Raw genomic sequence first — 24,180 nt, 5'->3', positions numbered from 1 at the left:
TATCAATCTTATTAGAACTAAATTTTAGTAGTAATAAATTGATAGTTACGAGTACTGTGAGGGAAATAGTAATTGTAAGTAACATAATAATTTGGGTGTTAAAAATCGGCAAAATACAACATTTATCGTTAAAAAACGAATTTTATCGATAAAAATAAAATACCCTGCAAAATTAACAAAAAAAAAGCTACAATGAAATGCTATTTTCGAGTATGTCGTATTTTTATTACTATGCTAAATTTTGCTTAGCATTTTTATGCTTTTCTCAATATTTTAAGAGTTTTTTTAGCGAGTGCATCTTTATGTAACATGATAGAAATAGTTTTTAATTTAAAATAGGCTTCACTCATGTAAATATAGCCCCCATTACTAACTCTTTCGGGATTTGTTCCCCATGAATTTTTTACCTTGTAGTAGGTGGTTCCATGCGGGTCTTTTAATAACCCAGTTATATGCATTAAATGATCGTCTGTAGTATTGTAGTTCTCAAATTCTTCCTGTCTCAATTCTTGGGTTATTTCTTTTTCCTTTGATGCGTTTACCAAAGCTGTTTCTATATTTATACCATCTTTTGGGATAATTGCCAATCCGTGTTTTGCCGAGAATGTTTTCTCACTAACATCGCAATCTAATTCAATGGTAAAGCCTTCTTTTAGTGCATGGTTTACAATATGTACAAGTTCATCTAATTTTACATTGAAAAAACAACCATTAGAAAAGTTGTCAGGAATATTCAGTATAAAACTTGTATGGTAGGGTTTATGGGAAAAAGAGGTGATTGTCACATAATTTTTAGGATCGATCTTTGTCTTTTTCATAAAGGAAAGCGGCGTATATTCAGTCCCATTATAGTCAAAATTATCAATCTCTTGGCCGAGATAAGTGTCCAAAATTTCATTGGTTTCTTTTTTCCAATTATAAATTTTAGGCTCATTTATATATCTATCCAAAGTCTTTTTTAAGGTATCGACCAATTTGGAATGATCGTGTTTTTCATTACCATTTGTTAGGCCAGTATATATAGAATGAGGAACAAACCCATGTTCTGAAATACTATTTATAACATCATGTGCCAATCCGCCTTGGCTAAATTGTGTTTTTCCTTGTCTCATGACATAGTTCCATGATTTGTCAATATATGTATGGCGGACATTATACATTTCAGACAAATCGATTTTCTGTCCCGTGAGTCGGATTATTTCACTTTCAAGAAACGATGATGTAGAAAAGCTCCAGCAAGTCCCTGTTTTATCCTGACTGATAACATCTGTAGCATCAAGGTCTATAATGGTTTTAAAATTATAAGACTGAGAATAAGTAAAAAGTGTAAAAAAGATTAAAATAGAAGCTGAAAACTTATTTTTCATGTGGGAAGTAAGCGATTTAATGAAATAAAATTTATTTTTGGCTAAAATAAAGAAAATGGATCAAAAAAAATGGGTCACTGCTAAAGAATACGAAGACATTACTTATAAAAAATATAATGGTGTTGCACGTATTGCTTTTAATAGACCGGATGTCCGTAATGCTTTTAGACCGAAAACAACCAGCGAATTATATGACGCTTTTTATGATGCCAACGAAGATGTGGACATTGGTGTTGTATTGTTATCTGCAGAAGGACCATCGACCAAAGATGGCGTCTATTCCTTTTGTAGTGGAGGCGACCAAAAAGCTAGAGGGCACCAAGGATATGTGGGAGAAGATGGTTACCATCGCTTAAATATTTTAGAAGTTCAGCGCTTAATTAGGTTTATGCCAAAAGCGGTCATTGCCGTGGTACCTGGTTGGGCCGTAGGGGGTGGCCATAGCCTACATGTTGTTTGTGATTTAACATTGGCTAGTAAAGAACATGCCATTTTTAAGCAAACAGATGCAGATGTAACCAGTTTTGACGGAGGATATGGCTCTGCTTATTTGGCAAAAATGGTTGGACAGAAAAAAGCGCGTGAAATATTTTTCTTAGGAAGAAATTATTCAGCACAAGAAGCCTACGAAATGGGGATGGTCAATGCGGTAATACCTCATGACGAATTAGAGGCAACTGCTTATGAGTGGGCACAAGAAATATTGGCTAAATCGCCAACATCCATAAAAATGCTTAAATTTGCTATGAATTTAACAGATGACGGTATGGTCGGCCAGCAAGTATTTGCAGGAGAAGCGACACGTTTGGCTTATATGACAGAAGAAGCTGTTGAGGGTAGAAATGCATTTCTTGAAAAACGAAAACCTAATTTTATTAAAAAATGGATTCCATAAATGAATAAACTCCCTCTTTGGATTTCCACAATGCGTCTGCGGACCTTACCTTTATCAATATCGGGGATTATTTTAGCATCATGCTTAGCAGAATATAATGGCCATTTTAGTTGGGAGGTAGGTATCCTTGCTGTTTTCACTACTTTAAGCTTTCAGATATTATCGAATCTGGCCAATGATTATGGCGACGGTGTTAAGGGGACCGATAATAATAATAGGATTGGACCCGAGCGCGCTATACAATCTGGAAAAATTTCTCCAGAAGAGATGTTTAATGCCATTAGGATTAATGTTCTAATCTCCATTGGTTTGGCTTCTATGCTCATTTTCTGCGCATTTGGAGTAAAGCATTTTTTACTCACAATTTTATTCTTTATACTTGGTATAGCATCCGTTATTGGAGCTATAAAATATACTGTTGGGAACAATGCTTATGGTTATAGAGGTTTAGGCGATCTTTTTGTATTTGTTTTTTTTGGCTTAGTGAGCGTTATTGGCTGCTATGTGCTGTATGCAAAAACTATGGACCATGTTGTTTTTCTTCCGGCTTGCACTATAGGATTGTTAAGTGTAGGTGTGCTTAATCTTAATAATATGCGAGATATTGTATCGGACGAAAAATCAAATAAAATAACCTTAGCAGTTAAGCTTGGAATTAAGAATGCCCGAATATATCACTATATATTAATAGGATTGGCTATTTTATTGTCTGCTCTATTCGGGATATTATATTACACCTCGCCGTATAACCTGATTTTTATGGTGGCTTACATACCTTTATGGATTCATATTAAGAAGGTATGTAGAAATGAAGATCCTAAATTATTAGATCCTGAGCTAAAAAAATTGGCATTAACGACTGTTTTATTAGCTATTCTTATGGGGATAGGGCATTTGTTATAGTTTTTTTGTATTTTACTTTTACTAAATTTAATACTACAAAATAATGAAGATTACATTTTACGGCCACGCTAGTTTAGGGATACAGGTAAATGATGTTGATATCCTTGTAGACCCCTTTATTTCTGGAAATCCCAAAGCATCTCATATAAATATTGATGAATTAAAGGCTGATTACATTTTAGTAACACATGCACATCAAGATCATATTTTAGATGTTGAAGCCATAGCCAAGCGAACCCATGCTGTTGTTGTTTCTAATTTTGAAATTGTTTCATATTTTGAAAAATTGGGGATAGAATGTCATCCCATGAATCATGGCGGAAAGTGGGATTTTGATTTTGGTATTGTTAGATATGTCAATGCAATTCATACCTCTTCCTTTCCAGATGGCAGTTACGGTGGGCAACCTGGAGGCTTTGTGATTGAAGGCGAACATAAAAATATTTATATAGCTGGAGATACTGCCTTGACTTTTGATATGAAACTTATTCCACTCCAAACAAAATTGGATTTAGCTATTTTACCCATTGGTGATAACTTTACCATGGGGGTCGATGATGCTATTTTGGCAAGCGATTTTGTTGCATGCGATAAAGTATTGGGATACCATTTTGATACATTTGGCTATATTGAAATTGACCATGAGGTAGCAAAACGAAAGTTTTTTGAAAAAGAGAAAGATTTAATGCTTCTTGAAATTGGCGATTTTATTGAATTGTAAATGATTGTTGCATCCTATAAAAAATACATTTTAAATTTCAAGCAGGCCAGTGGCACTTCACGGGGTATCTTAAAAACCAAAGAAACATGGTTCCTTATTTTAAATTCTGAAAATAAGCAGGGCATAGGGGAATGTGGTTTGTTTAGAGGCCTTTCTGCCGATGATAGGCCGGATTACGAAGAAAAACTAAAATGGCTCTGTAAAAATATCCGTAACGATTTAGATGAACTATTGTCCGAATTAACGGCATTTCCAAGTATTCAATTTGGTTTAGAAACAGCTTTCAAATCTTTAGAGAGCCCCAACAAATTTGAGCTATTTCCATCAAGGTTCACTCAGAACAAGGATGCCATCCCAATAAATGGTTTGATTTGGATGGGGACAGAAACCTTTATGAAACAGCAGATAAAGGATAAATTAGATGCAGGTTTTACCTGTATTAAAATGAAAATTGGGGCGATTGATTTTGAAACAGAAATAAGCCTTATAAAATCCATTAGAAAAGAATTTACCTCAAATGATATTGAATTGCGAGTAGATGCCAATGGTGCATTTTCACCCTTGGAGGCTTTAGAAAAGTTAAAAATATTATCAGATTTCGATTTGCATTCTATTGAACAGCCAATAAAACAGGGGCAAATTGAAGTGATGTCGCAACTATGTAAGGATACGCCATTACCAATAGCCTTGGACGAAGAACTTATAGGGGTGTTTTCTGTAACAAATAAGCAAGAATTGCTACACATTATAAATCCGCAATATATCATTTTAAAACCCAGTTTAGTTGGAGGATTTAAAGGCAGTAATGCATGGATCGATATCGCAGATAAGCAGCAAATAGGATGGTGGATTACCAGTGCTTTAGAAAGTAATATAGGGCTTAATGCGATAGCTCAATATACTTATAGCAAGCAAAGCAATATGCATCAAGGACTGGGAACGGGAGGGTTATTTACCAATAATTTTAATTCACCATTACAGGTTAAAAATGGTACATTGCAATATAATAATAGTATTAATTGGAATATAAATTTATAATATATGTATATAAATCAAGCTTTTAGAGGCTTACATGAATGGTGGCGATATATAGTAGGTACTGTCATTGCCATTGTGGGCGTTTTTGTTTTTTCTGCGCCTCATTTAATAGCTATAATGATAGAAACCTTTAAAGGTAATATAGACCAATCACAAATGAGTGACACCAACTATATTATGACCTTGTTCGAGCCAAATTTAAATTTAATATTTGTTTTATTGCCTTTTGCAGGAGGCTTATTGTTTTTATTACTAGCCGTTAAGTATTTGCACAAACAATCGTTTAAGCATTTAACGACCACTCGAAAGAAAATTGATTGGAGACGATTTTGGTTTATTTTCTTTCTTTGGGGCATAGTCTCGAGTAGTTTTGTTTTAGTGGATTATTATTTTGCCCCAGAGGATTATGTGTTTAATTTTAAACTGGTACCATTTTTAATACTTTGTGTTATTGCCATCATATTGGTGCCTTTGCAAACAAGTTTTGAAGAGTATTTGTTTAGGGGCTATTTAATGCAGGGGATTGGGATTATTGTGAAAAATAAATGGGCGCCATTAATAATAACATCTTTGGTTTTTGGTCTACTCCATATAGCCAATCCCGAAGTTGAAAAGCTTGGGTATATTATCATGATTTATTATATAGGCACAGGACTGTTACTTGGGATTATAACGCTTATGGACGAGGGGCTAGAGTTAGCTTTAGGGTTTCATGCAGCCAACAACTTGTTTACGGCACTTCTTGTAACTGCAGATTGGACGGCCTTCCAAACACATTCTATTTTTAAGGATATGTCAGACCCAGAGACCATGGGCCTAATGGAAATATTTGTTCCAGTATTTGTTGTGTTTCCTATTTTGCTTTTCATTCTTTCTAAAAAATATGGCTGGACCAACTGGAAAGATAAGCTTTTTGGAAATGTTATAGAACCGCCAAAAGAAGACTATAAAATTATAGAAGATATAGGAAGTGATACCCAAATACAATAAAGTACATATAAGGTTTAAACTAAATGGGATTCATTATACGTATGAAGATCTCATGGAAGTGGCTTATAGTTTTGTAAAAGAGGGAGCGCCCTATGAAGTTCTTATCGGTGAATTTTTACTCGATTGGTTAGACCATAACAATTATATGGTCATTAACACCTCCGGGTCGACAGGAAAACCAAAACCCATTTCTATTAAAAAGCAAGCGATGGTGAACTCCGCCATAGCAACAGGTGATTTTTTTAATTTAAAACCAGGTAATAGGGCATTACATTGCTTGCCTTCAAATTTTATAGCAGGTAGAATGATGTTGGTTAGGGCTGTGGTTCTTGGACTTGAATTGGATTTAACAGCACCTACCTTGCAACCAAATTTGAACCCAAAAACGCCGTATGATTTTTGTGCTATGATCCCATCACAGCTCCAAAACTCATTAGCTAACTGTCATCATATCAAAACTATTATTGTTGGTGGAGCCCCAGTTTCAAATGTATTAAAGCATAAGGTTAAAAACCTGAACACAAATATTTATGAAACCTATGGTATGACTGAGACAGTGACCCATATTGCGGTTAAAAAAATAAATAATTTGCCATCATTATCAGGCGATACGTCCATGCCATCTGTTGAATCCCATTTTAGGACCCTCCCCAATGTATTCATTTCGCAAGACGAAAGGGGTTGTTTGATTATAGACGCACCAAAGCTTTCAAAAGGTAAGATTATAACAAACGATATGGTTAAATGCTTTTCCAAAAGCGCATTTGAATGGCTAGGACGTTACGATAATGTTATAAATTCTGGAGGGCTTAAATTATTTCCTGAAAAGATAGAGGCAAAACTTCAAGACAAAATCAACGGACGTTTTTTTGTGGCTTCAAGTGTTCACGAAGCTCTGGGGGAACAACTTATTTTAATTATAGAAAGCGACTCTAATACGCTTAACGAGTCCGTTTTTGTAGGCTTGGATAAATTTGAAAAACCTAAAAATGTTTATGCGGTCGAACGATTTGTAGAAACGCCTTCGGGAAAAATTCAACGCAAAAAAACAATGGAGTTATTAGATTTATAAGTTGTAACTTTGCCAACTTTTTCAATGCAAAGTGGTCTAAACTTTTTTTGATCGAATCGAAAAAGTTTAAATTACCTCTACAAATAGAATATATAAATTATGGATTTTATTAAGCGTGTTTTATCAACAGTAACAGGAATTATTGTATTCTTTGTTATCTGCTTTTTTGGTTTGTTCTTAATCGGACTTTTATTGGGATCGTCGTCTGATGAATTGGTTCGGGTAAAGCCTAATTCTGTCTTAGAATTAAGATTGGACTTTCCTATAAAAGATTATGCAGATAGAATTGAATTTGCAGAGTATCCATTTTTAAATGAAGATAAAAAGAATGGCCTGTTCAATATTATTGATGCTATTAATTATGCTGCAACTGATGATAGGATTAAAGGGATTTCCATTGACAATAATTTTATTAGCGCTGGAATCTCACAAACAAAAGCGTTGAGAAATGCTTTATTGAAATTTAAAGAATCGGGAAAATTCATTGTAGCATACGCAGATATCTATACACAGAAGGATTATTATTTAAGCTCGGTTGCCGATACCATTTATATGAATCCAGCTGGAGTGATGGCCTTTAAAGGGTTATATTCAGAGCGTTTGTACTTTAAGGATTTTCAGGAGAAAACAGGTTTCAAGATGGAAGTGGTGCGATTCGGAAAATATAAAAGTGCCGTAGAGCCGTTTTTAGCCAATGAAATGAGTGATGAAAATAGAGAACAGATTTCGGTTTATTTAAACGGACTCTGGAGTGAAATAAAACAAGATATTTCGAAAAGTAGAAATATAAGCACAGATAGATTAAACGTTATTGCAGATAGCTTATTGGGCAGAACTTCAGATTTAGCAAAAAAGGCTTCTCTTATTGATAAAATAGCCTATCACGATGAATATATTGATGATATCAAGTTTTCTATTGGTATGGATCTTAATGATGATTTAGAAGCTGTTACAATTGCAGATTATGCGGTTTATACAGCCAATAAATTAAAATCCAATAGTAGTAAAAACAAAATAGCCGTTATTTATGCCGAAGGCGATATTATTTATGGAGAGGGCGATGAAGAAACGGTTGGGCAAGGTGTTATGAGTGTCTCTTTAAAAGAAGCTAGAGAAGACAGCAGAATAAAAGCGATTGTTTTACGTATAAATTCCCCTGGGGGAAGTGCCTTGGCGAGCGAATTGATTTGGAGGGAAATAGCGTTGACCAAAAAAGTGAAACCTGTCATCGTTTCCATGGGAGATGTTGCTGCATCTGGTGGCTACTACATTGCTTGCCATGCCGATAGGATTATTGCAGAACCAACGACCATTACAGGAAGTATAGGCGTGTTTGGAATATTGCCCAATGGAAAACAATTAGCAGATAACATGGGCATTAATGCAGAACAAGTTATAACTAACAAAAATGCAATTTCGTATAGCTTTTTTGAGCCTTTAAATGAAGAACAACGAGCGTTTATTAAAGAAGAAATTGTTGATATCTATGAATTGTTTACATATAGGGTGTCTATAGGGCGTCATATGGATCAAGACGATGTTAAAGCCATTGCACAAGGACGTGTTTGGACTGGTGTAGATGCTTTAAACAATGGATTGGTAGATGAATTGGGCGGGTTGGACCTGGCACTGCAAAGAGCCTCTGAGGCCGCTGAAATTGTAGATTATAAAATAGAAGAGTTCCCTGTTTATGAAAAAGATTTTGATGAAATACTAAGCGATTTAGGTTTGATAAAAGCTAAAGAAACACTTTTAAAAGAGGAATTGGGAGAGGAGAGTTATAGAATTTATAAAGAAATAAAATCTATGTCCAAGAAAAAGGGCATTCAATTATTGTTTCCTTATAGCTTGGAGATTAAATAATTTAAAAAACATTATATTTAATAAGAAGGATAGGCGAAAGTTTACCCTTTTTTTGTGTCTGACTCATTCAAAAGGATACTTCACTCATTATCGGTTTTATAAGAAAGGGTTTGAGGTTAGTTTTATGCTAAACTTTAAAATCAACTATTATGAAAACGTTATTAAAAATCATTATTGTATTAACTGTTTCTGTGCAAGTGCAAGCTCAGGAACGTTTAATATCGGGAAAAGTAACCTCTGCAAGTGATAATTTACCGTTAGCAGGAGCGAATATTATAATTAAAGGAACGAAAAAAGGTGTCGTTACAAATTTTGATGGACTTTATCAAATTAAGGCAAAACCAACAGATATTCTTGTTTTTAATTATATAGGCTTTGTAACGCAAGAAAAGAAGGTTGGAACCCTTAACACTATTTCTGTAGCTTTACAAGAAGATGTTTCTCGTTTAGAAGAAGTTGTAGTTGCAGCAGGTTATTATAAAACGGGTAGTAAACTATCTCATACCGCTTCAGCATCCCAAATAAAACGCCAAAAACAAAAAGCATATCATAATAAATTGGCAAGTCAGATACAATCCAAATCAGTGTCAAAAACATTACAAGGACAAGTAGCAGGCGTTCATGTCGCTAACAATTCTGCTGTACCGAGTACAAATTCCCAAATTAGTATAAGGGGAATATCTTCACTTTCTGGAAATAAAGAACCTTTAGTTGTTATAGATGGTGTTGTGTCTCCTTATAAAAACTTAGAGCAAATGAATGCAAAAAACATTAAAGCTATAGATGTTTTAAAAGACGATGCATCAAAAACCATTTACGGAAACAGAGGCGCCAATGGTGTTATTCTGATTAGCACCAAAAACAATAAAACCGATAAGGGAAAGGAACTTCTGTATATTGTTGATGGCGTACCTATTAAAAAAGAGAACAACCATATCATTGAGAATTTAAAAGAATCGGATATTGACAGCAAAAAGGAATATGGTAAGTCCGATGCTAAAACAAAGTTTGGGAAAATTGCTAAAAATGGTTGTATTGTTATAACGACACGCCAAGGGAATTTTAGAATACACAATAATGAAAGTTATGCGGTTATTGAAGAGAATCGTTTTGAAAGCACATCACTTTCACCATTATCCACTTTTTCTATTGATGTAGATAAGGCTTCATATAGTAATATAAGGCGCATGATTAATTATGGAGAAACTATTGAGCCAGATGCCGTTAAAATTGAGGAAATGGTCAATTATTTTGATTATAATTATCCACAACCAACAGAACAACACCCTTTTTCTATAAATACAGAAGTATCGAAAACACCGTGGCACCACGATACAAAAATTGTTAAAATAGGCTTACAAGGAAAAACATATGATCATAAAGCGTTACCTGCATCAAATCTTACTTTTCTGTTGGATGTTTCAGGCTCTATGAGCTCGCAGAACAAACTACCGCTTTTGAAATCGGCTTTCAGGCTTTTGGTAAATCAATTGCGCGAACAGGATAAAGTATCTATTGTGGTATATGCGGGTGCGGCCGGTGTTGTTTTAGAGCCAACCTCAGGAAAGCATAAAGAAAAAATATTAAACGCTTTGGATAACTTAAGCTCAGGAGGATCTACTGCTGGTGGAGCGGGTATAAAATTAGCTTATAAATTAGCAGAAAAACATTATAAAAAGAATGGAAATAATAGAGTGATCTTAGCTACCGATGGCGATTTTAATGTAGGAGCCTCAAGTGATAAAGCCATGGAAGCATTAATTGAAGAAAAGCGTAAATCTGGTGTATTTTTATCAGTTTTAGGATTTGGCTATGGAAACTATAAGGATTCCAAACTTGAAACATTAGCGGATAAAGGTAATGGGAATCATGCCTATATTGATAATATGCAAGAAGCACAAAAAGTTTTTGGAAAAGAGTTTGGAGGTACCTTATTTACCATAGCAAAAGATGTAAAAATTCAGATAGAATTTAATCCGAATAAAGTACAGGCATACAGGCTCATTGGATATGAAAACAGGATGCTTGAAGATGAAGATTTTATTGATGATACAAAAGATGCAGGTGAATTAGGCAGCGGACACACCGTTACTGCTTTGTATGAGGTGATTCCCAATGGTGTAAAAAGTGATTATCTTAAAGACGTACCTGATTTAAAGTACACTAAAACTAAGGGTACTTACAATGACTCCAATGAATTATTTACGGTAAAATTTAGATATAAAAAACCAGATGGAAATAAAAGTATAGAAATGGTCCATGTTCAGAAAGATATTATTACAGAAGCTTCCGAAGATTTAAAATTTGCTTCAGCGGTCGCTCTATTTGGGATGCAATTAAGACAGTCTAAGTATCACAATAATTCAAAAACAGAAGATGTTATTGAATTGGCTAAACAGGGTAGAGGAGATGATAAAGATGGCTATAGATCAGAATTTATACGATTGGTTTCTTCTTATCAAAACTATTAAAAGGGGCGTTTAAAATTTATAAGTTGTCATTTTGAGCGCAGTGGAAAAACCTAAAAATACCGATAATACCATTTTCATTTTAAAGTTACCCACTAAAATTTGTTCTTTTCCGTTTATGCATCAAAATAAAACTTAAACGTAGCTAAGCTATGCTTGCTACCCAGTCAAGCTGAGCACTTGCTTTTCTTTTTTGCCTAAACAAAAAATAACTGTATTTTTTTTGAGTAACTTTAAAGTGAAAATGGTATAACAAATTATCAAATAAGATCTGAGAGCTAAAAGTAAGTAAAAAAACTTTTAGCTCATATATCGAAAAAGATGTGGATACACTGTGGTTACTGGTAAGTAGGTTCACTTCGTTTAAAATGACACTTTTTATTTCTGCATTTTAAAATAATAATCCAGTGAGTGTTTGCCCGAGCCATAAAACAAGAAAAATAAACAAACAAGAAAAGTAATTAATGCCAATATTAAGTTCGAAGTACTCATTTCTCCTGCAAAATTTATAACAATAGCGCCAATTAAAATAGGAAGCTGAGCAATAATGACCCATCTGGTAAGTAAACCAAAAGCGATTAAAAGACCTCCAATAAAATGGGCAGGTGCTACATAATGAATAACGACCATGCCGCCCGCTAAATTCTGTATAGGTTTAAATAACTCCATGAGCATGGTACTATCAGACATAAAGCTAATGCCTTTAATAAATAAAAAGACACCTAGAGCGACACGTAGTATATCAAGAGGTAAATACGTATGCGCATTTGCCCACTTGTTGAGCGTTTTTATTGTTCCCATGATTGAAAAGTTATTGATTTCTAATCATTAAGATACAGAATTTTTACGAGAAAATAAAAAATATTAAACTCAACTATACGATCTGTTTATTGAGGTTTCTTTGGCTTTTCTTAATTTTATAAGTCTATCATGCTATATTAAAACCGTTTTTTAAATACCAAATCGCCATTAAAATTATAAGCGCGCCAAGCACCATTTTGGGCATCTTTATAATATTTACCAGAGATTTTCAGTTTGCCATTTCTATAATATTCTTTATAGTCGCCATGTTTTAAACCGTCCTTTAATTCTACAAAAAAATTAACTTTTCCGTTGGAATGTTTTTTTACAAATTCTTTGGCAGTTAGATCTGTAGGGAAAATTTCGGAAATATTGAAAACAGTTTCTTTATTAAAATTTTCTTCGGTAATCTCTACTAATTGGGGTGTATTGATTGTTTTTGTTGCAATAGCTGTATCTGTAAATGTATATTTGGTTTTTACAATATTCGGATTTTCATAATCGATGACTATTTTGCTTTCAAAAAAATCTTTTTCCGGTGTTAATTGAATCCCAATTTGCGGGAAGCAAATAAAATAATCCTTATTCGTTTTTAGTTGCTTTTTTGCACTGGCATCTACAAAATTGTACACACTATTATATAAATTAGGCGCATTGATATAAGTGAAAACACTACATCTACTATCAAACGCATCGTTAAAGTTCTTATAGGCTTCAAAATGGTCTAAAGTTTCTTTATTTGTATAGCTATTTATAATACTTTTTAAGGTATTGGGATGATTGCTAAATACGACATAATCCTCTATAATAGTAAAATAAGGCTTATCGATCTCTTTAAATAAATTACCAATTAGTATTTTAAAAAAACCTTTAATGGACATAAAGTTAATAGGGTAGCCTTTATAGTTAACTTCTTTAAACTTTACGGGGCTGCGCTTTCGTATTTGTTCTAAAATAAAATCCAAATTCTGTTTGGCTTTTTTACTATCATTGGTTTTTAGGATAACGGCAACATCTTTTTTAGATTGGGACACTGTGGAATGTAGTTGGAGTAAGGCTATTTCGTCATCTATCCAGCTAATAAAGTGGGTTTTCATGTCAATTTTCAAAAAGTTCTCTACCTTTTCAACACCATCTAAATAACTTTTAAATTGTTCGGGGTCCTCTTTCTGAATAGACTCAAAATTATTATGGAACTCGTTAAAGCTACTAAAAGAAAAGCTTAAATAAAGGGCTGTTTGCTTGGGAGCAATTTTGCTGATACTGCGTGTGCCTTTCCCAGATTTTTTTAGCGCCCTTAAGTAGGCACTTGCTTTATCGTTAGAGTTTGTTATGCCGTTTGCGGTCATTGTATTATGATCTAGATCAAAGCTAAAGCCACTAAATTCCAGACTGTTGCTTAATGTGTTTCCTAGGCTACCAGAATCATTCGAAAAGATTTTAATAAAATCATCCAAATAGTCATACTGAAAATATAAACGGAACATATCATTATAACCAACTTCTTTATTTACTTCTATAAATTTAAGGTTCCTTCCAATCTCAGGTTCTAAATATTGGTCTATTGAAGCCTCGACAAGCGTGTGTACATAAGACAGGATCATTTGATTTTGGATAAAGCTCATGTATAGCGTTTCATGGGTTTTTATATCATAAACCTCGGTTATTTGATGTTCATGGTATTTACGCTTGCTCACTCTAAAATTGTCGCTAGTAATAGTGTTTAAATGACTTTTTAAGATATTGAGTTTTGCTATTTTCTGTAAATCGATCACATAGAAAAAATCATATTTTTTAGGCGCGTAAATATGGGCGGAAATGAGTATTTCCCTATCCCCAAATCGTTTAAAAAGACCTTCATCTTGTTTAAAGATGGTGTCCAGTTTATTAAGACTTTCGGTAAGATCGTTAAAATAAGCATTGGTATTTAAGTGTTTCCAAATCTCACTTTTACTTATGGTATTCCAATTATCAATGGGCTTTTGGCTTTCAATAATATAAACGGCATCTTTTGGAACTAAATAGATGGATTTTATATTATCATTATTATCAATATAGAATGTGTAAATTAGGTATATCGCATAACTAGTAATAAGTAGGCCCAGGAGGGATAAAATATTCCTTTTTTTCATAATTTAAACAAATTTGGGGATGAAAATGTTTCATTATACTTGTAAAACTCCTAAATTAAATGGTTTTTCAATAGGGGCATGGTTAGCGGCTTCAATGCCCATGCTAATCCAATGTCTTGTATCCAGGGGATCAATAATGGCATCCGTCCAGATACGAGCCGCCGCATAATATGGAGACACTTGGTTATCGTATCTGTCCTTTATTTTATTAAAAAGTTCCGCTTCTTTTTCCGGAGTAATTTTTTCACCTTGTTTTTCTAACGATGCTTTTTCAATTTGTAACAATACTTTGGCAGCCGAATTCCCACTCATAACGGCGAGTTCTGCGCTTGGCCATGCAACGATCAATCTAGGGTCGTAAGCCTTGCCGCACATGGCATAATTACCAGCTCCATAACTGTTCCCTATAACTATCGTAAACTTTGGAACTATAGAATTACTGACCGCATTTACCATTTTAGCACCATCTTTAATAATACCGCCATGTTCACTTTTGCTACCTACCATAAAGCCTGTGACATCTTGTAAAAAAACTAATGGGATTTTTTTCTGGTTACAATTAGCAATAAAACGTGTGGCCTTGTCTGCACTATCATTATAAATAACGCCTCCAAATTGCATTTCACCCTTTTTTGTTTTCACCAATTTACGTTGGTTGGCAACAATCCCTACGGCCCAACCATCAATTCTGGCATAACAGGTAATAATGGTTTGACCATAACCTGCTTTATACTCATCAAATTTAGAATCATCCACCAATCGCTTAATGATCTCGTACATATCATATTGATCAGCTCTGGATTTTGGTAATATTCCGTATATATCCTTGGTATTTTCCTTTGGTTTTTTTGAATCACTTCTATTAAAGCCAGCTTTATCATAATCCCCGATCTTATCGATAATATTTTTAATGGTATCCAAGGCATCTTTATCGTCTTTAGCTTTATAATCGGTTACTCCAGAAATTTCACAGTGCGTTGTCGCGCCGCCCAGAGTTTCATTATCAATAGTTTCTCCAATGGCTGCCTTTACCAAATAACTGCCAGCAAGGAAGATGCTCCCTGTTTTGTCGACAATTAAAGCCTCATCGCTCATAATGGGCAAATAGGCGCCCCCTGCAACACAACTTCCCATAACAGCGGCAATTTGGGTAATCCCCATACTGCTCATAACAGCATTGTTTCTAAAAATACGTCCAAAGTGTTCTTTATCCGGGAATATATCATCCTGAAGCGGTAAATACACGCCAGCTGAATCCACTAAGTAAATAATAGGAAGCCTATTTTCAATGGCTATTTCCTGTGCACGCAAATTCTTTTTTCCGGTTATAGGAAACCAGGCACCTGCTTTCACGGTAGCGTCATTGGCAACTACAATGCATTGTTTGCCTTTAATATAACCGATCTTTATAACAACGCCACCAGAAGGACAGCCACCGTGTTCAGCATACATGTCTTCTCCTGCAAAAGCACCAATTTCAATAGATTTGGACTTGGCATCCAAAAGGTAATTGATACGTTCTCTGGCTGTCATTTTTCCTTTAGCGTGGTGCTTTTCAATACGTTTTTTTCCGCCACCAAGACTTACTTTGGCCAAGCGTTTATTTAATTCAGAGAGTAAAAGTTTATTATGATCTTCGTTTTTGTTGAAGTTAATATCCATGTATCATTAAGTTTGTTGCTAATGTACAAAAGTTGACATTCTTGTGAAATGAGTCAAAGTAAAATATTTTCTTACTAAAGCGAGTTTGTATTGAAGTTGAAATCGAAATCGAAGTCGAAGTCGAAATGTTTCTATTCATGTTTATTAATCGTTTTTCAAATTCAAGTTCAATTTCAAGTTCATTTTCAGTTTCATTTTCAGTTTCATTTTCAGTTTGAAGTTGAAGTCGAAGTTGAAATTGAAGTCGAAATGTTTCTATTGGTGTCCATGGATCGTTTTCAACTTCAATTTCAACTTCAATTTCAGTTTGATTAATAGGGGACATTTTGTTAATATAATCATAAAATATATTACATGGTATTATTTTCCTTGGAAACTAATTGTTTTTATTTTATATTTGTACCATAAAAATAGTTAATACTTATGAAAAACATTATAGCATTTGCAGGAAGCAATAGTAAAAACTCAATAAATAAACAATTAGCAATATACGCCTCGACTTTGGTTGAAAATGTAAAAGTTGATATTTTAGATTTAAACGATTTTGAATTACCTTTATATGGCATTGATTATGAAAATGCTCATGGTATTCCGGACAATGCGCATAAGTTTTTAGATATTATTAAAGCATCAGATGGTATTATTTTATCATTAGCAGAGCATAATGGGGCTTATTCTACGGCATTTAAAAATTTATTTGATTGGATGTCTAGAATTGATGGTAAATTATGGAATGGGAAACCTATGTTGCTCATGGCGGCCTCACCAGGAGGTAGAGGTGGCGCAACTGTTCTGGAGATTGCCAAAGGACGTTTTGTTTATATGGGGGGCAATATAGTTGCAGACTTTTCTTTGCCATTATTCAATGATAATTTTTCAGAAGGAAAGATCATCGATGAAGCACAGGATTCCGATCTAAAAAACAAAGTGGATGTATTCCAAAAAGAGTTATAATCGAAGTTGAAATCGAAACTGAACACTGAAATTGAAGTTGAAATCGAAACTGAATACTGAGCACTGAACATTGAACATTGAACACTAAATAAATGGGGGATTTTTCCAAAGACATCAATTCAAAATTTCCAAACAACAGAGTTAAGGCTTTGTTGAACATAATCTATACGGCAAGTTGGATAACGAGTTATCAGAATGATTTTTTTAAGCCGTACGGCATATCGCCCCAACAGTATAATATCTTAAGGATTTTAAACGGTGCCAATGAGCCTTTAAATGTACAGGTGATTAAGGACAGGATGCTGGAGCGTTCACCCAATGCGACCAGGTTAATGGATAAATTGTGTGCAAAGGGTTATATTGAGCGTATTCCTTCAGAACATGATAGGCGTGTTGTTAAAATTGTCATTACAGATAAAGGAAAAAAGCTTATAGCATCTATCCCACATAATATTAATAAAGATTTACTAAAAAATTTAAATGAAGATGAAGCAGAACAATTAAGTAATCTGCTAGATAAAATGCGATGACAATTAATTTGTGATTCTTTTACCTGCCTGCTAAACGGACAGGAAGGAGGTAGCCTCAATTATATTTTTGGGGTTGCGATAAAAAGATTCTCTTCTTCAAGGGAATAAAAAATAAGAACTTATGAAATCAAATACAATAAAAACAGTAGGACGGAGCGGTTTTGTGAATATGGGGCCTATACAATTGAGACAGCCATTACCAAGTCGGAATATAGACATGGTAGATCCATTTGTATTATTACATCACTATGGTCCTTATGAAATCTCAGAAGAGAACAATCCTTTCGATTTAGGGCCACACCCGCATCGTGGATTTGAGCCTGTTACTTTTTTAGTTCAAGGAGAACAATTGCACAGGGATTCTTTAGGGAATGAGAGTGTTGTTAAAGCAGGTGATGTCCAATGGACAACGGCTGGACGTGGTATCATTCATGCCGAAGCACCAACAAAAGCCTTTGTGCAAAAAGGAGGAATGCTTGAGGGCATTCAATTATGGTTGAATTTACCAGCAGAAAAGAAAATGATCCCTGCCAACTATCAACATGCAAAAAACGAGGATTTTAATATCATTAATTCAGAAGATGGTAAAGTAAAGATTCAAGTCGTTGCAGGCGAATTAGAAGGTAACTATGGAAAAATAAGTACACAAACGCCCGTAAATGCTTATGTAATTGACATTGAAGAAGACGGAACGTACTTTATTGAAGTCCCTAAAACCCACCAGTCGATGTTGTATTTATTAAATGGAGATGTCACTGTTAATGGTTCGGAAGCCTTAAAATTAGATGAAAATCAGTTAATTCAGTTTAACCAAGATGGAAAGGGGTTTTCTGTTAAAGGTAATAAAACAAGTAAATTGCTATTTCTTTCTGGCGAACCTTTTAATGAAAAGGTGACGACCTATGGCCCCTATGTCATGAATACACAAACGGAAATTATGGAGGCTATGCGAGATTATCAAATGGGTAAAATGGGGTTTCTTCCTGCGAGTTAAAACCCTCAAGGTTTCTAAAAATAACAAGTGTTTATAAGAAAAAGAGGTAAGGTAAGCATGAAATAAATTAATAAACAGCCCATTTTCGCAAAAAATATAAATTGAAACGACCTCCTCCCTTTCGTTTTAAAGTGAGGACAATTTCGATAAGATCGAAATTAGGGGGGGTAAAAAACGTAAACATCGGAAGGATTTTTAACTTCCAAACACTCATGTTTCTAAAACCTTATAGGTTTAACAACAATCATTAATAAGATTCCCTCCTTCGAGGGAATACAAAAGCATAATACATTATGAAAACAATAATCCATAAAGCAAATACCAGGGGATATGCCGATCATGGTTGGCTAAAATCATACCATACATTTAGTTTTGCTAGCTATCAAGATGCAGAGCGTATGAATTTTGGCGCGCTTCGAGTGCTTAACGACGATGTCGTGCAACCAAAAATGGGTTTTGGCACGCATCCGCATCAAAATATGGAAATTATTTCTATACCTTTAAAGGGCGCGTTGTCCCACAAAGACAGTATGGGAAATAAACGGGCTATTGAAGTAGGTGAAGTACAGGTAATGAGCGCAGGTACAGGTTTAACGCACTCAGAATTTAACGATAACAGAACAGATGATGTCAACTTTTTGCAACTATGGATCATTCCAGAAAAAATGAACGTAGCACCAAATTATGAACAAAGAAGATTTGATGATTTGGCCCAGAAAAATAAGTTGCAAGCCCTTGTCGCGCCAAAAGATAAGTTAAAAGGCGACGCATTGCCCATTAACCAGCAAGCCTATATATGTCGCTCTGATTTAGATCAGGAACATGAGATAACACTACGCTTGAAAAATGAAAACCATGGTTTTTATATCTTTTTAGTTGAAGGAGAAATAGAAATTGACGATCAAATTCTTGAAAATAGAGATGCTATCGGTCTGTATGAAACAGATACGGTTTTAATAAAATCTAAGGCAAATTCTAAAATTTTAATTATTGAAGTACCAATGAATTAATCGAAAAGAGTGCCTTGTTTAAAAGCATTAAAAGAAAGAAAGCATCCATAAAAAGGTGTTTTTTTTATTTAAAAATACGATATTTGCTTCTCTAATTGCGTAAAGGATAGTTAACAGCATTTTTTAAACATATCATGTACTGCTTACAGGTTTTAAAAATGCGGTAAACATCAACCTTGGTTAACTAACAGGGATACGCCCAAAAAGAAATAATTTATTATGGCAATGAATAAAAATACTGTGTTGGCGTGGGCCACATGGGTAATGATTTTTGTAGGACTGGCATTAATAGGACTAGGAGCATTTAGGTACGATGATGTAGCAGGCTGGGGTTTCGCCGCAGTAGGAATTGGCTTTTTTGCTAATGCATGGGTATTTAATGCTTTAAAAGGAAGAGTATAGTATTTCCTGTTTTTTTTGATTGACATTTTTTACATAAATAACATTTTGTGCATTCCCTTAAAGGCGGGAATCTTATTAATAAATAACTAATAATGAGTGACGATAAGAAAGTAATTTTCTCGATGTCTGGTTTAACCAAGACATTTCAAGGTGCCAATACACCTGTATTAAAAAATATTTATTTAAGCTTTTTTTATGGGGCTAAGATTGGGATTTTAGGTCTTAATGGTTCTGGTAAATCTACATTATTAAAAATTATAGCTGGTGTCGATAAAAATTACCAAGGCGATGTGACCTTTTTACAAGATTACTCGGTTGGTTTTTTAGAACAGGAACCTAAGCTCGATGCTAATAAAACGGTTATGGAGGTGGTACGTGAAGGAGCAGCCGAAACGGTTGCCATTCTTGACGAGTATAACAAAATTAACGATATGTTTGGTCTGGAAGAAGTCTATTCTGATCCAGACAAAATGGAAAAGTTGATGGGGCGTCAGGCAGAACTTCAAGATCAAATTGATGCTGCCAATGCCTGGGAACTAGATACCAAACTAGAAATTGCTATGGATGCCTTGCGCACTCCAGATGGTGATAAGAAAATAAGTGTGCTTTCTGGAGGAGAAAAACGCCGTGTGGCATTATGCCGCTTGCTTTTACAAGAACCAGATGTATTATTGTTAGATGAGCCCACCAACCATTTAGATGCAGAATCCGTACATTGGTTAGAGCATCATTTAGCACAATACAAAGGCACTGTGATTGCAGTAACGCACGATAGGTATTTTTTAGATAATGTAGCAGGTTGGATATTGGAACTGGATAGAGGAGAAGGCATTCCGTGGAAAGGGAATTATTCCTCTTGGTTGGATCAGAAATCAAAACGTTTGGCACAAGAAAGTAAAACGGCTTCTAAACGTCAAAAAACACTAGAACGCGAGTTGGAGTGGGTAAGGCAAGGTGCTAAAGGGCGCCAAACCAAACAAAAAGCGCGTTTAAAGAACTATGATAAGTTAATGAGTCAAGATCAAAAACAACTTGACGAAAAACTGGAAATATACATTCCTAACGGACCAAGATTGGGAACTAATGTTATAGAAGCCAGTGGGGTTAGTAAAGGCTATGATGATAAATTGCTATATGATGATTTGAACTTTAACCTACCACAAGCTGGTATCGTTGGGGTTATTGGTCCAAATGGAGCAGGTAAAACAACTATTTTTAGAATGATAATGGGGGAAGAAACCCCGGATAAAGGAGCGTTTAAAGTAGGAGAGACTGCTCAAATTGCTTATGTAGATCAAAGCCACTCAAATATAGACCCGGAAAAATCAATTTGGCAAAACTTTAGTGATGAGCAAGAGTTGATTATGATGGGGGGAAAACAGGTAAATTCACGTGCTTATTTAAGTCGTTTTAATTTTTCGGGAAGTGAACAGAACAAGAAAGTAAAATTACTTTCCGGAGGAGAAAGAAACCGTTTGCATTTGGCTATGACACTTAAGGAAGAAGGCAATGTGCTACTTTTGGACGAGCCAACAAACGATTTGGATGTGAATACATTACGAGCTTTGGAAGAAGGCCTGGAAAACTTTGCTGGTTGTGCCGTGGTTATCTCTCACGACAGGTGGTTCTTAGATAGAATATGTACGCATATTCTAGCTTTTGAAGGAGATTCTCAAGTATATTTCTTTGAAGGTAGTTTTAGTGATTATGAAGAAAATAAAAAGAAACGTCTTGGAGGGGATTTAATGCCTAAACGTATAAAGTATAAAAAACTTGTGAGATAAAAGATAAATAAATTCAATTTATAAAATGCCTGCTGAAAAGTGGGCGTTTTTATTCGAAAAGAATTCCTTGAGGCTCTGCCTCAGGGGTTCCTTTTAAATTATACAATCCTGCCTCGAAGATGCTACCGTGTGTACACATCTTTAAAAAAGACACGAATGGCACAAATTCACACGAATCCAATTCTTTACGGTATAGATTGGACTCTGCATGAATACGAATCCCTAGACTATATAGGCTTGAAATCTGTCAATAGTCTGAATAATTAACGTGAGTTCGATTTAAAACCTGTCTGCCGACCAACTACGGTGTACCCACAAATCATGATCTTCTGTCGCAGCCACAGATAAAAAAAACTCGCTCTATGTCCCTTGTTTTCTGTATAGGTTTGCCGTACCAGCCTCGCAGATCGCTTTTATAGAGCGCTCAGTTCTCTCTGCTAGCTGTTGGAAAAATACCATAGGGCTGTCCCCGACCTTTCGGAAGGATAGGGCACAAAAGCTTCGAGGAACAGGAGCATTGGCGTTGGACATGGCGGTGGGGCGACGCGAAGTTTTGGGCCCGGTTCTTCTCTAGCGCAGCGTGAGAAGAAATACCTCTCGAAAGGGCGTCTTTTCTTTTGTTACTTTTCTTTGGACGAGCAAAGAAAAGTAAGTAAAAAGAGAAATAAGCTTTTGTTCTTTATATTGAAAAAAGATGTGGGTACACCGTAGCTCGAAGATGGGTTGGTTTCAAGAAACTCTTTATTTATTATCGTACATATGCCCATCGGTAAAGTCCTTGTAGGTTTCTTCTTCAGGCATTTTAGTATCCATGCTATTTAATTTCTCGTTCTCTTTTTTTAGTTTATAAGACTTTCTTACACCTAAAATTAATAGAATAGAGAAAACAATAACAACAATAATTAATATGGTTACAATATCAGATTGGTCTATTAAGAGGGATACTAGTAACAATTTAGTCAGATAGTTAAGTTAGTATGATTTAGTTTATTAGCTTCTCAAATATAGCATAAATTATTAATTATACAATCTAAAAGAAAGACATAAAGGCACAATAAAATTAAAAAAGGTGTAACATTTTAATAACATATAATACCAATAATTAAAGAAGTATAAGTTTTAAAATTGATTTTTTTTAACGAAATTGCTTAGCTAAATAATGTACAACTAAAAACACATCATTCCTTATGTCTGACGATTTTGATTTATTGGAAACCAATTCTAACGAGAAAACAGAGAAAGTAGATGTCAATTGGGGTAAAGCCATTGACACTATGAAATCTAAACTATCTCAAGAAGATGATCCAGAAGTTCGGCAAAAAATATTAAATGCCACTTTAGATGATGTGGTACACATGGCCGAAAAGGATAGAACAACGCTTTTGGATGCTATTAAAGATCTGACCGACTACCAAGATGAAGTTGGTATTATTTTTGAGAAATTCTCTGCACTTAATGCTACAGAACAAAAGGTTATAGATGATGCGCAAAAAGCTTTAGAACGTGCCAAAATAGAATTAGAAGATGCCGAGGCAAAGCCAAATACCTGGTGGAATAATCTTTGGGGGCGTAAAAGCAAAATTAAAAAAGCTCAAGACGAACTTAAGGTTGCCGAAAAAACGCGTGCTGCTGCCGATAATAAAGCAAAAGCCATGTTTCAAGAGCGTATAGAAAGTGCCGATGTTCAAACATTATTAAGTGAACTATCCTATAAATCCCAGGCAGCGGTAAGTAGATTGAAAAATCGTGAAGTGGAGATTAAGGAAGTAGAAGATAAGTTGCAAGATGCTATCGTAGAAGCTACTAAAAACCATACAAAAGCTTTAGAAAAGAAAAAAGAAGTAGAGGCCAAATTAGAAGAACAATATGCCTTACTGAAACAAGCACGTCAAGAACTTGAAGATATTGCAGACAAGCAATCTGCAGATTATGCACAAGCTGTTGGTAAAGTAACGACTTTAGAGCAAAAAGTGGAAGAGCTGGAAGGCTTAAAAAATGCCTATACCACGCTGGCGGCAAGTAAAGACAGTTTTGTACACAAACATAATTTAACCATTAAAGTATTAACCTCATTACGAAGTAATTTACAAACGCATCGCGCTAAATTAAAAAGTGATACCGAAGAGCGTTTAAAGTATTATGATGGTTATGTAGTGGCTTTAAAAGCTAGAACCGATCAGGAGTTTGCTGCTATTTTAGAGCATTTGGGTGTAAAAACAGATGAGCATATTGGAGAAACGTTGGCATCTATGCATACTGCAAGTGCAAAGGCCCGTCAAGATATGATGGACAATATTCCAGTGCACGAAAAAGTCATGCAAGGTGTTTATAGTAGTTATGCAGAGGCCTTACAGGAAATTCGTGCCAAAGACAGCGATATTCAAAAGAATTTTGCAGAGCGTTATGGCATCGATATGAAAGAGATTTTTGAAGATTATTATAATGTAGATCCGAATAAAGCTTCAGGAGGTAATGATGGAGAACCAGAAGGAAAGCCAAAACCAGAAGCAAACAATGACGATTTGTTAAGCTAATTGCATTCCTGCGAAGGCAGGAATCTCATCAAACAAACTATAAAATTTAAAATAAGTTTG

The 24,180-nt window shown here is 34.8% G+C and carries 21 protein-coding genes; 15 read left to right on the top strand and 6 right to left on the bottom strand.

Annotated elements, in window-relative coordinates; all coding sequences use genetic code 11:
* Window positions 1-254: 254 nt before the first annotated feature.
* Complete coding sequence (locus tag PQO00_RS16775; protein ID WP_274186015.1) at window positions 255-1,367, bottom strand: C1 family peptidase; 1,113 nt, start codon at window positions 1,365-1,367, stop codon at window positions 255-257.
* 55 nt (window positions 1,368-1,422) lie between these two features.
* Between PQO00_RS16775 and PQO00_RS16770 the strand changes: the two genes are divergently transcribed.
* From PQO00_RS16770 to PQO00_RS16735, 8 genes are all read left to right on the top strand, one after another.
* The gene (locus PQO00_RS16770; RefSeq protein ID WP_274186014.1) at window positions 1,423-2,262 is read left to right on the top strand and encodes a 1,4-dihydroxy-2-naphthoyl-CoA synthase; all 840 of its coding nucleotides are present in this window, start codon (window positions 1,423-1,425) and stop codon (window positions 2,260-2,262) included.
* Window positions 2,263-3,165: a 1,4-dihydroxy-2-naphthoate octaprenyltransferase gene (menA, locus tag PQO00_RS16765; RefSeq protein ID WP_274186013.1), complete on the top strand. Its 903-nt coding sequence runs from the start codon at window positions 2,263-2,265 to the stop codon at window positions 3,163-3,165.
* Between the two features lie 43 nt (window positions 3,166-3,208).
* Window positions 3,209-3,886, top strand: coding sequence for a metal-dependent hydrolase (locus tag PQO00_RS16760; protein ID WP_274186012.1), 678 nt, complete (start codon window positions 3,209-3,211; stop codon window positions 3,884-3,886).
* Window positions 3,887-4,924, top strand: a complete 1,038-nt coding sequence (locus PQO00_RS16755; RefSeq protein WP_274186011.1) for an o-succinylbenzoate synthase — start codon at window positions 3,887-3,889, stop codon at window positions 4,922-4,924.
* Between the two features lie 3 nt (window positions 4,925-4,927).
* Window positions 4,928-5,914 (top strand): CPBP family intramembrane glutamic endopeptidase, encoded by a 987-nt coding sequence (locus tag PQO00_RS16750; RefSeq protein WP_274186010.1) that lies wholly within the window; start codon window positions 4,928-4,930, stop codon window positions 5,912-5,914.
* Window positions 5,895-6,986 carry an AMP-binding protein gene (locus PQO00_RS16745; RefSeq protein WP_274186009.1) on the top strand — a complete coding sequence of 364 codons (1,092 nt, stop codon included), beginning with the start codon at window positions 5,895-5,897 and terminating at the stop codon, window positions 6,984-6,986. The genes PQO00_RS16750 and PQO00_RS16745 overlap by 20 nt, the downstream gene beginning before the upstream one ends.
* 99 nt (window positions 6,987-7,085) lie before the next feature.
* Window positions 7,086-8,849, top strand: coding sequence for a signal peptide peptidase SppA (gene sppA, locus PQO00_RS16740; protein ID WP_274186008.1), 1,764 nt, complete (start codon window positions 7,086-7,088; stop codon window positions 8,847-8,849).
* Window positions 8,850-8,998: 149 nt separating this feature from the next.
* On the top strand, window positions 8,999-11,320 hold the full coding sequence (locus tag PQO00_RS16735) for a von Willebrand factor type A domain-containing protein (RefSeq protein ID WP_274186007.1): 2,322 nt from the start codon (window positions 8,999-9,001) through the stop codon (window positions 11,318-11,320).
* A gap of 375 nt (window positions 11,321-11,695) precedes the next feature.
* Here PQO00_RS16735 and PQO00_RS16730 read toward each other — a convergent pair whose 3' ends face one another.
* From PQO00_RS16730 to PQO00_RS16715, 4 genes are all read right to left on the bottom strand, one after another.
* A complete protein-coding gene (locus PQO00_RS16730; protein ID WP_274186006.1) occupies window positions 11,696-12,118 on the bottom strand; it encodes a DoxX family protein in 423 nt (140 codons plus the stop codon).
* A gap of 137 nt (window positions 12,119-12,255) precedes the next feature.
* The gene (locus PQO00_RS16725) at window positions 12,256-14,250 is read right to left on the bottom strand and encodes a DUF3352 domain-containing protein (RefSeq protein ID WP_274186005.1); all 1,995 of its coding nucleotides are present in this window, start codon (window positions 14,248-14,250) and stop codon (window positions 12,256-12,258) included.
* A 33-nt stretch (window positions 14,251-14,283) separates the two neighbouring features.
* Window positions 14,284-15,912 (bottom strand): acyl-CoA carboxylase subunit beta, encoded by a 1,629-nt coding sequence (locus PQO00_RS16720; protein WP_274186004.1) that lies wholly within the window; start codon window positions 15,910-15,912, stop codon window positions 14,284-14,286.
* The gene (locus PQO00_RS16715; protein WP_274186003.1) at window positions 15,902-16,237 is read right to left on the bottom strand and encodes a hypothetical protein; all 336 of its coding nucleotides are present in this window, start codon (window positions 16,235-16,237) and stop codon (window positions 15,902-15,904) included. The genes PQO00_RS16720 and PQO00_RS16715 overlap by 11 nt, the downstream gene beginning before the upstream one ends.
* A 98-nt stretch (window positions 16,238-16,335) precedes the next feature.
* Here PQO00_RS16715 and PQO00_RS16710 point away from each other — a divergent pair, with 98 nt between their 5' ends.
* From PQO00_RS16710 to ettA, 6 genes are all read left to right on the top strand, one after another.
* Window positions 16,336-16,866, top strand: a complete 531-nt coding sequence (locus tag PQO00_RS16710) for an NADPH-dependent FMN reductase (protein ID WP_274186002.1) — start codon at window positions 16,336-16,338, stop codon at window positions 16,864-16,866.
* A gap of 92 nt (window positions 16,867-16,958) precedes the next feature.
* Window positions 16,959-17,396 (top strand): MarR family winged helix-turn-helix transcriptional regulator, encoded by a 438-nt coding sequence (locus PQO00_RS16705; protein WP_274186001.1) that lies wholly within the window; start codon window positions 16,959-16,961, stop codon window positions 17,394-17,396.
* 121 nt (window positions 17,397-17,517) lie between these two features.
* Window positions 17,518-18,390: a pirin family protein gene (locus PQO00_RS16700; RefSeq protein WP_274186000.1), complete on the top strand. Its 873-nt coding sequence runs from the start codon at window positions 17,518-17,520 to the stop codon at window positions 18,388-18,390.
* Between the two features lie 293 nt (window positions 18,391-18,683).
* Window positions 18,684-19,400 carry a pirin family protein gene (locus tag PQO00_RS16695; protein ID WP_274185999.1) on the top strand — a complete coding sequence of 239 codons (717 nt, stop codon included), beginning with the start codon at window positions 18,684-18,686 and terminating at the stop codon, window positions 19,398-19,400.
* Between the two features lie 219 nt (window positions 19,401-19,619).
* On the top strand, window positions 19,620-19,802 hold the full coding sequence (locus PQO00_RS16690; protein WP_274185998.1) for a CAL67264 family membrane protein: 183 nt from the start codon (window positions 19,620-19,622) through the stop codon (window positions 19,800-19,802).
* Window positions 19,803-19,894: 92 nt separating this feature from the next.
* Window positions 19,895-21,586, top strand: coding sequence for an energy-dependent translational throttle protein EttA (ettA, locus tag PQO00_RS16685; RefSeq protein WP_274185997.1), 1,692 nt, complete (start codon window positions 19,895-19,897; stop codon window positions 21,584-21,586).
* A 741-nt stretch (window positions 21,587-22,327) separates the two neighbouring features.
* Here the strand turns inward: ettA and PQO00_RS16680 are convergent.
* A complete protein-coding gene (locus PQO00_RS16680) occupies window positions 22,328-22,540 on the bottom strand; it encodes a hypothetical protein (RefSeq protein ID WP_274185996.1) in 213 nt (70 codons plus the stop codon).
* Window positions 22,541-22,773: 233 nt separating this feature from the next.
* On the opposite strand from PQO00_RS16680, the gene PQO00_RS16675 reads away from it, so the two are divergent.
* Window positions 22,774-24,120, top strand: a complete 1,347-nt coding sequence (locus PQO00_RS16675; RefSeq protein ID WP_274185995.1) for a microtubule-binding protein — start codon at window positions 22,774-22,776, stop codon at window positions 24,118-24,120.
* Window positions 24,121-24,180 lie beyond the last annotated feature (60 nt).

The sequence above is a fragment of the Flavivirga sp. 57AJ16 genome (genome assembly GCF_028736925.1).
GTDB lineage: Bacteria > Bacteroidota > Bacteroidia > Flavobacteriales > Flavobacteriaceae > Flavivirga.
This window is presented reverse-complemented; position numbering and strand designations above follow the sequence as displayed.